The 15,468-nt window shown below is 61.2% G+C and carries 16 protein-coding genes; 9 read left to right on the forward strand and 7 right to left on the reverse strand.

Annotated features, from left to right (window positions below):
• Positions 1-78: 78 nt before the first annotated feature.
• The 3 genes from SKA58_RS15845 to SKA58_RS15855 form a co-directional block, all read right to left on the reverse strand.
• Positions 79-1,791: a histidine kinase famiy protein gene (locus tag SKA58_RS15845; protein ID WP_009823476.1), complete on the reverse strand. Its 1,713-nt coding sequence runs from the start codon at positions 1,789-1,791 to the stop codon at positions 79-81.
• 177 nt (positions 1,792-1,968) lie between these two features.
• The gene (locus SKA58_RS15850) at positions 1,969-2,877 is read right to left on the reverse strand and encodes a dienelactone hydrolase family protein (protein ID WP_037543901.1); all 909 of its coding nucleotides are present in this window, start codon (positions 2,875-2,877) and stop codon (positions 1,969-1,971) included.
• A 190-nt stretch (positions 2,878-3,067) separates the two neighbouring features.
• Positions 3,068-3,943, reverse strand: a complete 876-nt coding sequence (locus SKA58_RS15855) for a LysR family transcriptional regulator (protein WP_009823478.1) — start codon at positions 3,941-3,943, stop codon at positions 3,068-3,070.
• 138 nt (positions 3,944-4,081) lie between these two features.
• Here SKA58_RS15855 and SKA58_RS15860 point away from each other — a divergent pair, with 138 nt between their 5' ends.
• From SKA58_RS15860 to SKA58_RS15880, 5 genes are read left to right on the forward strand one after another with little or no spacing between them, the layout of a single operon-like run.
• Entirely contained in the window at positions 4,082-5,197 is a 1,116-nt protein-coding gene (locus tag SKA58_RS15860; RefSeq protein ID WP_050763074.1) for an acyl-CoA dehydrogenase family protein, read from the forward strand.
• On the forward strand, positions 5,194-6,795 hold the full coding sequence (locus tag SKA58_RS15865; RefSeq protein WP_009823480.1) for a carboxyl transferase domain-containing protein: 1,602 nt from the start codon (positions 5,194-5,196) through the stop codon (positions 6,793-6,795). The genes SKA58_RS15860 and SKA58_RS15865 overlap by 4 nt, the downstream gene beginning before the upstream one ends.
• 5 nt (positions 6,796-6,800) lie before the next feature.
• On the forward strand, positions 6,801-8,654 hold the full coding sequence (locus tag SKA58_RS15870) for an acetyl/propionyl/methylcrotonyl-CoA carboxylase subunit alpha (protein WP_037543902.1): 1,854 nt from the start codon (positions 6,801-6,803) through the stop codon (positions 8,652-8,654).
• On the forward strand, positions 8,651-9,103 hold the full coding sequence (locus tag SKA58_RS15875) for a MaoC family dehydratase (protein ID WP_009823482.1): 453 nt from the start codon (positions 8,651-8,653) through the stop codon (positions 9,101-9,103). The genes SKA58_RS15870 and SKA58_RS15875 overlap by 4 nt, the downstream gene beginning before the upstream one ends.
• Positions 9,100-9,930, forward strand: a complete 831-nt coding sequence (locus SKA58_RS15880) for an HpcH/HpaI aldolase/citrate lyase family protein (protein WP_037543802.1) — start codon at positions 9,100-9,102, stop codon at positions 9,928-9,930. Before SKA58_RS15875 ends, SKA58_RS15880 begins: the two co-directional genes overlap by 4 nt.
• A gap of 37 nt (positions 9,931-9,967) precedes the next feature.
• Here the strand turns inward: SKA58_RS15880 and SKA58_RS15885 are convergent, their stop codons facing one another.
• The 4 genes from SKA58_RS15885 to SKA58_RS20515 form a co-directional block, all read right to left on the reverse strand.
• A complete protein-coding gene (locus SKA58_RS15885) occupies positions 9,968-10,714 on the reverse strand; it encodes a Crp/Fnr family transcriptional regulator (protein WP_037543804.1) in 747 nt (248 codons plus the stop codon).
• A 69-nt stretch (positions 10,715-10,783) separates the two neighbouring features.
• Positions 10,784-11,023: a DUF6894 family protein gene (locus SKA58_RS19565; RefSeq protein WP_083784924.1), complete on the reverse strand. Its 240-nt coding sequence runs from the start codon at positions 11,021-11,023 to the stop codon at positions 10,784-10,786.
• A 42-nt stretch (positions 11,024-11,065) separates the two neighbouring features.
• Positions 11,066-11,278: a DUF3606 domain-containing protein gene (locus SKA58_RS19570; RefSeq protein ID WP_083784925.1), complete on the reverse strand. Its 213-nt coding sequence runs from the start codon at positions 11,276-11,278 to the stop codon at positions 11,066-11,068.
• A gap of 3 nt (positions 11,279-11,281) precedes the next feature.
• Positions 11,282-11,413, reverse strand: coding sequence for a hypothetical protein (locus tag SKA58_RS20515; RefSeq protein ID WP_009823486.1), 132 nt, complete (start codon positions 11,411-11,413; stop codon positions 11,282-11,284).
• Positions 11,414-11,632: 219 nt separating this feature from the next.
• Between SKA58_RS20515 and SKA58_RS15895 the strand changes: the two genes are divergently transcribed.
• The 4 genes from SKA58_RS15895 to SKA58_RS15910 all read left to right on the forward strand — a co-directional run bounded on the left by SKA58_RS15895 (position 11,633) and on the right by SKA58_RS15910 (position 15,455).
• Entirely contained in the window at positions 11,633-12,262 is a 630-nt protein-coding gene (locus SKA58_RS15895; RefSeq protein WP_009823487.1) for a Crp/Fnr family transcriptional regulator, read from the forward strand.
• Between the two features lie 310 nt (positions 12,263-12,572).
• Positions 12,573-13,319 carry a Crp/Fnr family transcriptional regulator gene (locus SKA58_RS15900; RefSeq protein ID WP_232209451.1) on the forward strand — a complete coding sequence of 249 codons (747 nt, stop codon included), beginning with the start codon at positions 12,573-12,575 and terminating at the stop codon, positions 13,317-13,319.
• 349 nt (positions 13,320-13,668) lie between these two features.
• Positions 13,669-14,262 (forward strand): SRPBCC family protein, encoded by a 594-nt coding sequence (locus tag SKA58_RS15905; protein WP_037543806.1) that lies wholly within the window; start codon positions 13,669-13,671, stop codon positions 14,260-14,262.
• Positions 14,262-15,455: a zinc-dependent alcohol dehydrogenase gene (locus tag SKA58_RS15910; protein ID WP_009823491.1), complete on the forward strand. Its 1,194-nt coding sequence runs from the start codon at positions 14,262-14,264 to the stop codon at positions 15,453-15,455. Before SKA58_RS15905 ends, SKA58_RS15910 begins: the two co-directional genes overlap by 1 nt.
• The last annotated feature ends 13 nt before the right edge of the window (positions 15,456-15,468 follow it).

Consider the following 15,468-nt stretch of genomic DNA (forward strand, 5'->3'; position numbering starts at 1 on the left):
AACGCTGCGCTGCAACATAATCTCACAAAGTCGAAACGCAATCAGCGGCGGACGGCCGGTGGTGCAGCACGGCGCGCCTCACCCTTCTTTATGCGAAAAATCGCGCGGTCGGGTTCGCGGGCCGTCTAAGTGCCGGTCTAGGGCCATGCGAATTCGGTCTGCCAATTCCTCCCGGCGATATGGCTTGCCGATAACGTCCAGCGACGTACCGCGCGGTATGTCGGCGACCAGATCCTCATTATAGCCCGTAGTCATGAGCACAGGGATGTCCGGCGCCAGGTCGACAAATCTTTCGACCAATTCCAGACCGCTCATGCCGCCGGGCATGACGATATCGGTGAATAGCAGGTCGATCTTCTGCTTATCCCACAGTTCCAAAGCCTCCTCGCCACTGCTCGCCAAGACAAGTTTGTAGCCGAGTGCACTGAGTTGTTCAGCCGCCAGCGCGCGGACATCGTCACTGTCTTCAACCAGCAAAATGGTCTCCGTCCCCTGGGCCGACACGCGCCGCATGGCGCTTGGCAGGGCAGGGGGTGACAAACGGCCGGCATCACCGATGGCCGCGGGAAACAGCATTCGGATGGTCGTCCCCTCGCCAGCGACGGATTCCAGTTCCAGTCGGCCGAGCGATTGCTGCACAAAGCCATGCACCATCGCCAGTCCAAGGCCGGTGCCGCGATCCTGCCCCTTGGTCGTGAAGAAGGGCTCGGTCGCGCGCCGGCGCACATCTTCGCTCATACCGCTGCCTTCGTCGCTGATGCTGAGCACGACATAGTCGCCCTCGGGCAGCTGGTGCGCCGCTGCATTGCCGTTCAATTTCCACAATTCTGTCGCGATGGTGACAGTGCCGCCCTCTGGCATTGCATCGCGGGCGTTGAGCAACACGTTGAGCAGCGCCATTTCCAAATGCGACGGGTCGATCTGGACGTCGGGCAGTCGCCGTTCTAACGCGGTTACAAGTCGGATTTGCGCCCCGACCGTGTTGTCGATCAGGTCGCCAAAATCATGGATCAGATCGTTGAGGTTGATCCGCTTCGGCTCCAGCCGCGTCTTGCGTGCAAAGGCCAGCAATTGCCGCGTCAGCTTCGTGCCGCGGTCGGTCGCGCGCGCGGCGTTGGTCAGCAGTCGGCGCTGCCGATCGTCCAGATCGCCCGTCAGGACTAGCTCGATATTGCCCGTGACGATCTGAAGCAAATTGTTGAAGTCGTGCGCCAAGCCTGCGGTAAGCTGGCCGATCGCTTCCATTTTCTGGGCCTGGCGGAAGGATTGTTCGGATGACCGACGTCGGGTGACGTCCAACTGGCTGGCGAAAAAGTAGATCAGTTCCCCATGGTCGTCAAATACCGGCGCGATGAAGACCGCATTCCAAAAGGCGGTGCCATCGCGCTTGTAATTCAGGATCTCGAGCGAAATCGCCTCGCGATGCTTCACCGCCTCCCGCAGGTCGGACACCGCGCCGCGATCTGTGTCGGCCCCTTGCAGGAACCGGCAGTTGCGCCCGACAATCTCGCTTTCCTCATAGCCCGTCAGGTCTAGAAACGCTTTGTTGGCGAACACGATTGGATTGTCGTCCTGCCGCGGATCGGTCAGGATCATCGGCATCCTAGTCATTTGCAATGCCGCGAAAAATACGGTGCCGCGCTGTTCCAGCCCCGGTTCGGCTATCGTGGACCGCTTCCAATGATGGGTCGGCCGGTTGCCTGTGGGGCTGAAGGAGGTGGGATCCGGCAGATCGCCGGCAGGCTCGCCGGACGCTTGCGACGCATTCTGATCTGTCCGTTCCTCGTGCACCTGAAATCCCTTTGTCGTGACGCACCTACAATCATCGGCTGCGCCTTCGGGTTCCTGCCCCGTCACTCCGCGATATTCAAGACTGCGAAGCGGACAGGCGGACCGCGCCTGGCACCTGGGCGAACATGAGCGATCGTGGCGATATCAGGGGCGATCCATCGTCCGCAGCCGATCCCGTCACCGGGTGGACTGGCGCAATAACGTCAGCGAACGAGCCCAGGCCAGATCGGCGGCGGCCTTGTCGAAACGGGGCGTCGTATCATTATTGAAACCATGTTCTACGCTGTCATAGACAAAGGCCTGATAGCGCACGCCTGCTTTGTCCAGCGCCGCCTTATAGTCGGGCCATGTCGCATTGATCCGCGCATCATTACCGGCATAATGGATCAACAATTCCGCCTTGATGTTCGGCACATCCGCCAGGGGCGGGGGGCTACCGTAGAAGGGGATCGCGGCCTTAAGGTCGGGCAGGCGCGTCGCGAGCAAATTGGCGATGCCGCCGCCGAAGCAGAAGCCGATCGTCGCCAGTTGACCATTGCCGCCCGACATCGTCCGCGCATAGTTGGCCGCCGCGACAAAATCCTCGCCGATCTTTTCGCGATCCAACGTCGCGAACATTTCCCGCGCCTTGTCTTCGTCTCCCGGATAGCCACCAAGCGTCGTCAAGGCGTCGGGGGCGACAGCCATGAATCCTTCCAGCGCCAGTCGCCTTGCGATATCCTCGATATGCGGGTTCAGCCCACGATTTTCATGCGCGACGATGACGACGGGCAGCGCGGCGCTTCCCATGTCCGCCGGTCGGGCGACATAGGCCCGGATCATGCCATAGCCTTGAGGTGACGGAACCTCGATCCAGCGGGATTCGATCCGGGCATCGTCCGCCGCTATGACCTGAGCGCGCGCGAAATCGGGGCTGAGCGCCGCCAGCACTGCCGTCGCCGATATCATGCCGCCGACATGGGTGGCGCACTGGTTTAGAAACCCCCGCCGGTCCAGCGCGCCATGGACATAGGCATCGAACAGGTCCAGCACCTTGCGCGGATAGTCCGCCGCCTTCTTGGCCGCCGTCACATCAAAGTCGTTCATGCCATCCTCCTTCACGGTTGCCCCCTTTCCTTGTGGGTCAGGACAGCCTCTTGCCCAAGCGAATTCGTATGAGGCGCCTGTCCGCGCCTGGAAGCAAAAGGCCCGCGCCTTTTTGGTTCGTTCGCCCTTTTCGCTGATCGAGCCCATTTCAATTATGGGCAGTGCGCAGGCGGGGTTTTGTTGTGACGTCTCAAGCCCTCTGGTCCGCGAGGGCGCGGATAGTCCGGGTCAAGCGCTTCAGCCCCTCACTCTCCTCAATCCGTCTGCGCCCGGCAGGATCGGTGATCATGCCGATGCGCCGCTTCTGTTCGAACCCGATGAGCGTAGGCATCGCCATGCCGGCCTGCGCAAAGCAGCACGGCATCACGGTGATGCCAAGCCCCGCCTTGATGAAAGCGACGGCCCGCGCATCATCGGCGGTGCGCGCCGAAAAAAACGGGCGCACGCCTCGGCGGGTGAAAAACCGGCTGACATGGGGCAAGGCCTCGCAATTGCGCCGGACGATCATTTCGGCGCTGGCGACCTGCTCGGCCTCCAACGCGGCGTGCCCGGCAAGCGGATGATCGGCAGCCATCGCGAGCGCATAGCCCTCTTCGAAAAGAATGTCGGACCGATCCGCCGCCTCGTCCACTATGCCCAGGATCACGTCGATCCGCCCGCGCTCTAGACGGGGTATCAGATCGCGCATGCGTCCTTCGACGATCTCGATGCGTTCGCCCCGGACGGAACAAGCCGCCCGGATTGCAGCCTCCACCCAGTGATCGGGCAAAGTCGCCAGAAGGCCGATCCGTACCAGCTTGCCGGCCTGTTCAATCGCCATCGTTTGCGCCGCGCGGGAAAACTCCGTCTCGATCCGTCTGGCATGGACTGAAAACGCCGCGCCTGCGCTGGTCAGCTCGACCCGCCGGTTGGTGCGGTGAAACAGGACATGGCCGACCAGCGATTCCAGCTTGGCGATGCCGACCGACAGGGTCGGCTGCGACACCCGGCATTGCTGGGCCGCGCGCGAAAAATTGCCATTATCCGTCACGGCAAGGAAATACTGGATCAGATAGCGCTCGATCATAGACACCGTCTATGATGTGCATATGGCGTGGTCAATTTTTCACCAGGATCGCCTGATGCTATATCGGCGTTCAAAGCAGACAGCTGGGAGAGGCATGTGACGCCCAATTTCGATTTCGCGCTCGGCGATAATGCCGACATGATCCGCGACACCACCGCGCGTTTCGCTACCGACAAGATCGCGCCGCTTGCCGCGCGCATCGACGCGGACGACTGGTTTCCACGCGACGAACTCTGGGCCGCCATGGGCGCGCTTGGGCTGCACGGCATCACGGTCGAGGAAGAATGGGGCGGCCTGGGTCTTGGTTATCTGGAGCATGTGATCGCATGTGAGGAAGTAAGCCGCGCATCGGCCTCCATCGGCCTGAGCTATGGCGCGCATTCCAATCTGTGCGTCAATCAGATCCGGCGCTGGGGCAATGAGGACCAGAAGGCCAGATATCTGCCCAAGCTCATTTCCGGCGAGCATGTCGGCAGCCTCGCCATGTCGGAGGCTGGAGCCGGGTCCGACGTCGTCTCGATGAAGCTCAAGGCGCGTGAAACCGACAAGGGCTATGTCCTGGACGGCACCAAATATTGGATCACCAACGCGCCCTATGCCGATACGCTTGTTGTCTATGCCAAGACTGGCGAAGGCAGTCGCGGCATCACCGCCTTCCTGATCGAAAAGGGCATGGCCGGCTTCTCGATCGGGCAAAAGATCGACAAGGTCGGCATGCGCGGGTCGCCGACCGCCGAGCTGGTGTTCGATGGCTGTGAAGTCCCGCGCGAAAACGTCATGGGTCCGCTCAATGGCGGCGTCGGCGTGCTGATGAGCGGTCTCGATTATGAGCGCGCGGTTCTGGCCGGTATTCAGCTTGGCATCATGCAGGCCTGTCTTGACACGGTCATCCCCTATGTCCGCGAACGCAAGCAGTTCGGCCAGCCGATCGGCAGCTTCCAGCTGATGCAGGCGAAGGTTGCGGACATGTATGTCGCGCTCAATTCCGCCCGCGCCTATGTCTATGCTGTCGCCAGAAGCTGCGACGCGGGAAAGACCACCCGCTTCGATGCGGCCGGCGCGATCCTGCTGGCGAGTGAAAATGCGGTCCGCGTCGCGCTTGAAGCCGTGCAGGCGCTCGGCGGCGCGGGCTATACCAGGGATTGGCCGGTCGAACGCTATATGCGGGACGCCAAGCTGCTTGATATCGGCGCTGGCACCAATGAGGTGCGTCGCATGCTGATTGGGCGCGAACTGATCGGCAGCGGCCTGTGAGCGGGCCTGTCCTTGACACCGCGCTGTCGCCCGACAGCCAGGCCTTTCGAGATAATGCGGCGCATAATCGTGCGCTAGCCGAGAAGCTGCGCGCCGATGTCGCGGCCGCGGCCATGGGAGGAGGCGACGCCGCGCGGGACAGGCATAGAAGCCGCGGCAAGCTCTTGCCGCGCGACCGCGTCGAAAATCTGCTCGATGCGGGCAGCCCTTTTCTCGAGATTGGTCAGCTCGCCGCGAACGGTCTTTATGGCGGCGGCGTAGCTGGGGCGGGTATCGTCGCGGGCATCGGCCGGGTCCACGGGCGGCAGGTGATGATCGCCGCCAATGACGCAACCGTAAAGGGAGGCACATACTTCCCGCTCACCGTGAAGAAGCATTTGCGAGCGCAGGAAATCGCGCTCGAAAACAACCTTCCTTGTATCTATCTGGTCGACAGCGGTGGCGCGAACCTGCCGCACCAGGCGGAGGTATTTCCCGACCGCGACCATTTCGGACGCATCTTCTACAATCAAGCGCAAATGTCGGCGCGCGGCATCCCGCAAATCGCCTGCGTAATGGGCAGCTGCACCGCAGGGGGCGCCTATGTCCCCGCCATGTGCGACGAAAGCGTCATCGTCCGCAATCAGGGCACGATCTTCCTCGCCGGCCCGCCGCTGGTGCAAGCGGCGACAGGCGAAGTCATCAGCGCGGAGGATTTGGGCGGCGGCGACCTCCATGGTCGCAAGTCTGGCGTCGTCGATCATGTCGCCGATGATGACGACCATGCGCTCAGCATCGTGCGCGACATTGTCTCGACCTTGGCGCCGCAGCCGACGCCGGCGGTCAATCTACGTGATCCCGTGCCTCCGCTCCATGATCCCGCCGAACTCTATGGCATCGTTCCACAGGACGTGCGCGCGCCCTATGATGTGCGCGAAGTCATCGCCCGTATCGTCGACGGCAGCGAATTTCATGAATTCAAGGCGCTCTACGGCACGACCCTGGTGTGCGGCTTTGCCCATATCTGGGGCATGCCGGTCGCGATCCTCGCCAATAATGGCGTGCTGTTCAGCGAAAGCGCGGTCAAGGGCGCGCATTTCATCGAACTGGCCTGTCAGCGCCGCATCCCACTGCTGTTCCTCCAGAATATTTCGGGCTTCATGGTCGGCGGCAAATATGAAGCGGAAGGCATCGCCAAACATGGCGCCAAGCTCGTCACGGCCGTCGCCACCGCCAGCGTGCCCAAGATCACGGTGCTGATCGGCGGCAGCTTCGGCGCGGGCAATTACGGCATGTGCGGCCGTGCCTATGGTCCGCGTTTCCTGTTCACCTGGCCCAATAGCCGCATTTCGGTCATGGGCGGCGAACAGGCGGCGTCGGTCTTGGCCACCGTTCACCGCGATGCAGGCCGGTGGACGCCGGAGGAGGCCGAAGCCTTCAAGGATCCTATTCGTCGCACCTATGAGGATGAAGGCAATCCCTGGTATGCGACCGCGCGGCTATGGGACGATGGCATCATCGACCCTGCCCAGACGCGGGACGTCCTCGGCCTCGCCTTCGCCGCCGCGCTTAACGCTCCCATGGCCGAACGCCCCTCGTTCGGCGTGTTCCGGATGTAATGGCCATGATCCGCTCCCTTCTGATCGCCAATCGAGGCGAAATCGCCTGCCGCATCATCCGCACCGCGCGGCGGCTCGGCATCCGCACCATTGCGGTCTATTCGGATGCAGACGCACAGGCACTCCACGTCGCCATGGCGGATGAGGCCGTGCGCATCGGCCCCGCACCCGTGCGGGAAAGCTATTTGCTGGGCGATCGCATCATCGCGGCAGCGCGCGACGCCGGAGCGGATGCGATCCATCCGGGCTATGGCTTCCTTTCGGAAAATGCTGCCTTCGCGCAGGCCGTGATGGATGCGGGCCTTGTCTGGATTGGCCCCGATCCCTCCAGCATTACCGCCATGGGTCTGAAAGACGCGGCCAAGGCGCTGATGGCCGATGCCGGCGTCCCCGTGACGCCGGGCTATCTGGGCGAGGATCAGGATCCTGATCGTCTGGCAAGCGAAGCCGCGCAGATCGGCTATCCGGTTCTTATCAAGGCCGTGGCCGGCGGCGGCGGCAAGGGGATGCGGCTGGTCGAACAGCCGCAAGACTTTGCCGATGCGCTGCTGTCATGTCAGCGCGAAGCGGCCTCCTCCTTCGGCAACGACCATGTGCTCATCGAAAAATATATCCAGCGCCCCCGTCATATCGAGGTGCAGATATTCGCCGATCGTCATGGCAACATTGTCCATTTGTTCGAACGCGACTGCTCGCTCCAGCGCCGCCACCAGAAGGTGATCGAGGAAGCGCCCGCCCCCGGTATGGACCCGGACACGCGTGAGGCTTTGTGCGCCGCAGCGGTTCGCGCGGCCAAGGCGGTGGATTATGTCGGCGCTGGCACCATTGAATTTATCGCCGATGCGTCCGAAGGGCTGCGCGCCGACCGCATCTGGTTCATGGAAATGAATACCCGGCTTCAGGTCGAGCATCCCGTGACCGAAGCCATTACCGGTCAGGACCTGGTCGAATGGCAGTTGCGTGTGGCATCGGGCGAACCACTCCCCTGCACGCAGGATCAATTGTCCATCACCGGTTGGGCGATGGAGGCGCGCCTCTATGCCGAAGATCCGGCCAAGGGTTTTCTGCCGTCCATCGGGCGCCTCGATGCGTTTGATCTGGGTGAGAGCGTCCGGATCGACACCGGCGTGGTGCGGGGCGCCACCATATCACCCTTTTATGATCCGATGATCGCCAAGATGATCGCGCATGGCGACACGCGCGATGATGCCCGTGGGGCACTGGCGCAGGCGCTCGACCGGTCGGTGGTCTGGCCGCTGCGCACCAACGCCGGCTTTCTCGTCAAGGCGCTTAATCACGCCGATTTTGCCGCCGGTGACATCGACACTGGCCTGATCGCGCGCGAAGGGGAGGGGCTGATGCCCAGCGCCTTGCCTGGCGCCGCCGCCCTGTCGCGGGCCGCCGCGTGCGTGGGTGGCGCTGGCGCACTCGCCGGCTTCCGCGTCAATGCCCCATCGCGCCGCACCGCCCGCATTCTGGTGGAGGGACAATCGGTCGAAGCAGACGTGCGCGCGTCAGGGACAATGCCATCGCAACCACCGTTGGCGCATTTCCTCGTCACCGAACATGGGCGCAGTTGGCAGGTGACGCCTTGGCGCGCCGCGGGCGATGGCGCTGCGGCGGGGGGCGACGGCGCAATCCTTGCCCCCATGCCCGGTCGCATCATCGCCGTTGACGTCACCCGTGGCGACAGGGTGATGAAGGGGCAGAAGCTCGTCACACTCGAAGCAATGAAGATGGAACATGGCCTTACCGCCCCCTTCGACGGCACGGTCGAGGACCTGCCGCATGACGAAGGCGCGCAGGTGCAGGAGGGCACCTTGCTGGTCCGCATCTTGCCCAGGGAGGATGCAGCATGAGCCGGCGCTATTTTGATGAGTGGCAGGTGGGTGACCGTATAGAACATCCTATTCGTCGCACCGTGACGGAAACCGACAATCTTCTGTTCTCGACCATGACGCACAATCCGCAGCCGCTGCACATCGATGCAGAAGCGGCACGGGCGAGCGAATTTGGTCAGATTCTCGTCAACGGCACCTTCACCTTTTCGCTGATGATCGGCTTGTCGGTCGGCGAAACGACGCTCGGCACGCTGGTCGCCAATCTGGGCTATGACAAGCTCGTCATGCCCAAACCCGTCTTCATTGGCGACACGATGCGCGCGACCAGCGACATCGTAGAACTGCGCGACAGCAAATCCCGGCCTGATGCGGGGCTGGTGACGTTCCGTCACGAACTGCTCAATCAGCGTGACGAAATCGTTTGCCAATGCCTGCGCACTGCGCTTCTTAAACGGCGGCCGGCATGAGGATGCGCTCGCTGCTGTTCGTCCCGGGCGACCGCCCGGAGCGTTTTGCCAAGGCGGCGGCCAGCGGAGCGGACGCCATCATTCTCGATCTGGAAGACAGCGTCGCGCCCGGAGCCAAGGATGAGGCGCGCGCGGCGGTCGCTGAATATCTGTCGACGCCAGCCCCGATTCTTCGGCTTGTCCGTATCAATCCCGTGGATAGCGTGATGCTGACAGACGACTTGGCATGTGCAGCAGGTTGCGATGCCCTCATGCTGCCCAAGAGCGAGGGTGCCGAAACGGTCCACGCGCTGGCGGCGCGCCTTGCACCAAATGTCAAAATCCTGCCCATCGCCACGGAAACACCGCGCGCACTGTTCGGTCTTGGCGGCTATGGCGAAGTGGCCGACCGCCTCTGTGGTCTTACGTGGGGCGCGGAGGACCTGCCGGCCGCGATTGGTGCGGTCAGCAGTCGCCATGATGATGGCCGCTATACCAGTCCCTACGAGATGGCGCGCAATCTCATCCTGTTCGGTGCGCATGCAGCCGGTGTCGCCGCGATCGAAACCGTCTATCCCGCGATCCGAGACGACTTGGGGCTAAAGGCTTATGCCGCACGCGGCGCATATGATGGCTTCACCGGAATGATGGCTCTCCATCCCGCGCAGGTGCCGATCATCAATGCCGCCTTCACGCCATCAGCAGAGCAGATACAGCATGCCCGTGCGGTTATTGATGCGTTTGCCCAATCCCCTGATGCGGGGGTTTTGTTGCTGGACGGCCGCATGATCGATGCCCCCCATCTCCTTCAGGCGCGCAAGCTGCTGGCTCGCGCGGGTCTGGACTAATTCTGTTCTTGTGTCCGCTTCGCTGACGGCGGAAGGCTTAGGCAAGCGTGCGCCATCGCTGGTCGATCGCCAGGTAACCGCTTTCGAATCCGCCTGCATGGGCGAGTGCGTTCCAATCTGGGACCTGGACGTCGCGGCCTTGCACCGTCAACAGGCCTTGCTGCCGTAGTGCGCGGATGACGCGGTTCATATGCACCGGCGTGATGCCCAGGGCGTCGGCCATCTGAGACTGAATAACGGGCAACTGGAACGCCGTGCGGCGCCCCAATCCGGCGATCTCAATCCGCAACCCCAGCTCGCAGAATAGATGTGCTGTGCGCATCAGGGCGTCGCGCCGCCCGATATTCACCACCCATTGCGACAGGATGGACGCGTCAGCCACGCAGTCGCGCCAAAAGGCTTCAGCGACGGCTGGATAGGCATGAACAATGTCCTGCATCTTGCGATGGGGCACCTTCAGCAGGACGAGTCGGCTGGACAAGGCCTGCAAAGCCCATTCGACCTTGGGAAGCATCAGCGAATATAGGTCGCACATATCTCCGGCAATATAAACGGCGGTAATCTGGCGCGTCCCATCAGGCAATTGGCCGAACCGTGCCGCCATACCCGATATGATCAAGCAGCAGAAATCCGTTAGTTCCCCTGGTCGCACAATATCGCGATGGGGAGCATATTCGACCTCCTGTCCCTCTAGTTCCAACACCGTGCGCCGTTCTTCCTGGTTGAGGCAGGAGCGTTCGGATAGTTTCCGCACGAATAGCTGAAGCGCTTGATGGGCAGACATAGATGTGGCTCCGAGGGCTGGTGTTACCGCAGGGGCTACATCACTTTGAACGAGACCGACATAGCGGAGTCAGCGCGCAAAACAGACACAATCGCCAAATTGCACGACTTTCAATATGGTTCCATTCGCATCGGCGATCTCTACGCGATGATTGAGGTTGATAGGGTGGCCATGTCGCACATGTTCGGCGATGACATCGCGCGCGTTGCGGATCGCTTCCCGCTCGGCCATATCAAGATCAGCAAAGTCCTGTCCCTCTTCATCCAAGACATCGTCGTCGTTAAAGAGATGAAGGTGATAGACGGTCATGGCTATCCACAATGTTCAGGGCTGAAGAGGGCTGCGGGCGGATTAGGCAGGCTTGCCCCGGTGCCGGTCGAGATAGGCCTTGACCGCACCTATATTATGTCCCACTCGCTCAACCGCTTCTTCAAGCGCCGCTCTGCTGGTGCCCAAGCGATGCGTCCAATATTGGGTGTCGGCTGCGCGTTCGCAACGGACATGCTTCATGTCTCGCGGTAAGAAAGGCTGTTGCGCCTTGTCTTCGGATGTCGTGAACGTCATCGTTCAGCTTCCCGGTTTGATGTTAACCGGGGGTGCCAACGGATTGACGTCCTCGGCTACTTCCTGAACCTCGTCGGCATCCTGCTTGCGCAGCGGATCGGAATGTTTATCCCTGGATTTTTTGTCGTCGTCCATATCGCACCTCTTGCTGGGATAGCGATTTCAGAGCGCTTGCTGTTCCTTCCATAATTAACCTGGGTGGAAGAAGAGTATTCTTTAACAAGTCGGTAAATGTCGGTTCAAGCATCCTGAGGCACGACCGAGCGCATTTTCGCTACTTTGAAACATATGTGAATCCAGTGTCGCGGCTCGTTAGATAGGGTGTCGGCTTGGGGGGCTTTTCAGGGGAAGCCCATGTTGAGCCAAGTAGCGCCGAGCGATGATCTGGCCTTCTTCCGTCCGCATCAGTTTTTAGCACGGGAAAATGAGCGACCGGAGGCTTTTTACGATATTTTGGAGGGCTGGGCCTGTCGCCATCGCCTGCTGTCAGATGGTCGGCGCCAGATCACCGCACTTTACCTGCCTGGAGATCTTTGCGATCCAATATGGCCGCTATCGGGTGTGTGTCATGATGCCGTGGTTGCCCTCACCAATGTTCGTGCCGTGCGACGGCCGCTGGGCGACATGCAGCCTCTGGATCGGTCCAGAGGCGCCGGATTGCGGTTAGCGGAATCTATTGAGAGGCAATCGGGCTGGCTCGTCAGCTTGGGACGCAAGACTGCGGTCGAAAGGCTCGCGCATCTCTTGCTGGAATTGTTCGAGCGCATGCGCCGGGCAGGGCTAGCCTATGGGCAGCAATGCGCGCTTCCATTGACGCAAACCGACATTGCCGATGCCACGGGTTTGACGGCGGTTCACGTCAACCGGACGCTTCAAGCCATGCGCGCCAAGGGTGTGTTGGAATTCCATTCCAAATGGCTTCGTATTCCTGACCTGGGCGCGTTGCGCGACCTTGCGGCACTGGGACCTCATGACCCTGTGTAACCGCGGACGTAAATATTTCCAGTGATTTAGCTTATGTTAGCGTCGGTGCGGCCCGGCCTGACGCAAGGTGATGCGCTTATTGTCGCCGGAGCTTTGGATCCCCGTCGGCAGAGGCGTCAGTGATCAGCGCGACCAAGATGACAGGGCATGACAATAACAGGGAATGGATGCCACAAGGGGCCACTGGGATGGTCTGAACATCGATATATGGGTTCGGTCCAGTGCTTTCGCATGATAGCGGGGCGCGCATCTCGCAAGCCGACCCCATATCCTTTGTTGCGACCTGCCACTGCGCAACCGCTGCTGAATGATGGCGGATAATCACGCTCTGGCGCCGCTTGTCGAGCGGCTGGGGGCACGCGCGCAGCTTTCAGCGGACGATCAGAGAGCTTTGCTGGCGCTACCCTATCAGGAACGGTTGGTCGGTCCGGGTGGCTATGTCGTCGAGGAAGGCGAGTTGATCATGGGCTGGCATGTCCAGCTGTCTGGGGTCGCACACCGCCATCGCATTTCGGCTGATGGGTTGCGCCATATAGTGGGCATGCACGGACCCGGCGACTTTCTGAACCTGCCGATAACCCCGCCTGCGACATCGGAGGATTTCGTTCAGGCGCTCACGCGCGTTCGCGTCGCAATTGTGCAAACGGAGGCCATTCTGGCGCTCAGTCAGGAACGGTTCAGCATCTTACGGGCTATCTGCGGTGAAATAGCAGCGGATATTTCTATTTACAGGGCCTGGATATCCAACGTTGGGCGGCGGGAAGCACGGGCGCGGATAGCCTATCTCTTGTGTGAACTGGTGATGCGCAGCCATCCTGGCGGGGGCGCGGATGGCTGTTCGATCACCTTGCCAATGTCGCAGGTGGACATTGCGGACGCCACCGGCATAACCACGGTTCACGTCAATCGCACGCTGCGTGCAATGCAGATGCAAGGGCTCATCCGTCGCCACCGCCGCAATATCCATATTCCCGACTGGCGCGCCCTCACCCGGATTGCCGAATTTCGCCCGCTGCCCTGGACCAGCCGTAAGGTCGATGACCGCGCCATGCCCTAACGTCGCCGACCATAAGTGCTTCAGCCCAACGCCAGTTCGCTCAACGCGCCTGTGCCCACGACACAACCGCCATGGTGGTTTGCCAGTCGGAACAGGCTGAAATGCCGATGACCAGATGTGGGCCTGCTCGATACCAAACTAACACCGTCCGTCATCATCGCATCAGATCATGACGCACTTCTCTCCAAAAAAAAAGAAGGCTTGGACGGCCCCGTTCGCAGCCTGACGTCCTGGCCCACTAAGGCATGTTAACGATGTTTCGCTTTCTGGGCTTTTATCGCGTCGGCAAGGAACAGGCCCGCGCCTTTGGCCGCTTGACTGCCATCGCATTGAGCAAGGAGCCGGAAGCATGGGCACGGGCCTTACAGATATTCACCGTCAGGATGCACCCGTCACCACATCGAAAGATTCAGGTCGGGCTGCGGTAGCCGCAGAGGAAATGAGCGCGCCCAAGGGCGACAGCTTGGTCGGCAAGACCGTTACGATCAATCGCCCGCGTCAGGCGCTTTACGACTATTGGCGCACGCTGGAGCGGCTGCCTCAATTCATGGAGAATGTGGAGCGGGTCGAACCGATGGGCGGCAATCGCTACCGCTGGACGGTGAAAGCGCCGGCTGGCCGCACCGTGGAATGGGTTGCCGCCGTCACGGAGGACAGGCCGGGTGAAGTCATCGGCTGGACTTCGGAAGAGGGTGCAGACGTCGCCAACAGCGGCCGCGTCGAATTTCGCGATGCGCCGGGCGGTCGCGGCACCTGGGTTACTGCGACGCTTCTCTACGATCCGCCTGCGGGCATCGTGGGCAAGGTAATTGCCAAGCTGTTTCAGCGCGAGCCGGCAATTCAGGTTCGCCGCGATCTCCGCCGCTTCAAGCAATTGATGGAAACAGGGGAGGTGGCAACCGGCGCCTGGACCAGGGCGCAACGGGCCGAGGAGATGAACTGATGCGTGCACTAACATGGCATGGCAAGCATGATGTCCGGGTCGATACCGTGCCCGATCCAGAGATCGTGAATCCGCGCGATGCGATAATCCGCATTACCTCAACGGCTATCTGCGGTTCCGACCTGCATCTCTACGATGGCTATATTCCGTCAATGAAGGCGGGGGATATATTGGGTCACGAGTTCATGGGCGAGGTGGTGGAAACCGGCTCTGGCTCCACCTTGCGTAAAGGGCAGCGCGTCGTAGTGCCCTTCACCATCTCCTGCGGGTCCTGCTTTCATTGTTCGAAGCACCAATATTCCGCCTGCGACAATGGCTTGCCCGCCGACAATCAGGATATTGCCCAGGCGGCCTATGGACAGCCGATGGCAGGCCTGTTTGGTTACAGTCACATGACCGGTGGCTATGCCGGTGGGCAGGCCGAATATGTCCGGGTGCCTTTCTCTGATGTCGGGCCCATCGTCATCCCGGACGGGGTGGAGGACGACAAGGTCCTTTTCCTCTCCGATATTCTGCCCACCGGATGGCAGGCGGCCGAATATGCGCAGATCGAGCCGGGCGACACGGTGGCGGTCTGGGGTTGCGGCCCGGTCGGACTGTTTGCCGTCCAGTCCGCCTTCCTCATGGGCGCAGAACGCGTGATCGCGATTGATCATTTCCCGCACCGGCTTGAATTGGCGAAGCGCTTCGGCGCGGACACGATCAATTTTGAAGAGGTAAAGACCTATGAAGCGCTGCTGGAAATGACCGGCGGCATCGGTCCCGATGCCTGCATAGACGCGGTCGGCCTGGAAGCGCATGGTTTCTTCGCCGACAATATATGGGACCAGATCAAGGTCTCGACCTTCACCGGCACGGATCGCACCCATTCCATCCGGCAGGCGATCCTCGCCTGCCGCAAGGGCGGGCGGGTGTCCATGCCCGCCGTCTATGGCGGCTTCGTCGATAAGTTTCCACTTGGCGCGTTCATGGAAAAAGGACTGACGCTCAAGACCGGTCAGACACATGTGCAGCATTATCTGCCCGGGCTCCTCAACGCGATCATGGAAGGCAAGATCGACACCACCTTCCTCATCTCACACCGCATGCCGCTGGAACAGGCGGCCGAGGGCTATCGCATGTTTCATGACAAGCAGGATGAAGTGACCAAGGTCGTGTTGAAACCGGGCATGGACCTGTCTCAGGCTGCCTGAAAAAGAGAAGGAG

Source organism: Sphingomonas sp. SKA58 (assembly GCF_000153545.1).
Taxonomy (GTDB): domain Bacteria; phylum Pseudomonadota; class Alphaproteobacteria; order Sphingomonadales; family Sphingomonadaceae; genus Sphingobium; species Sphingobium soli.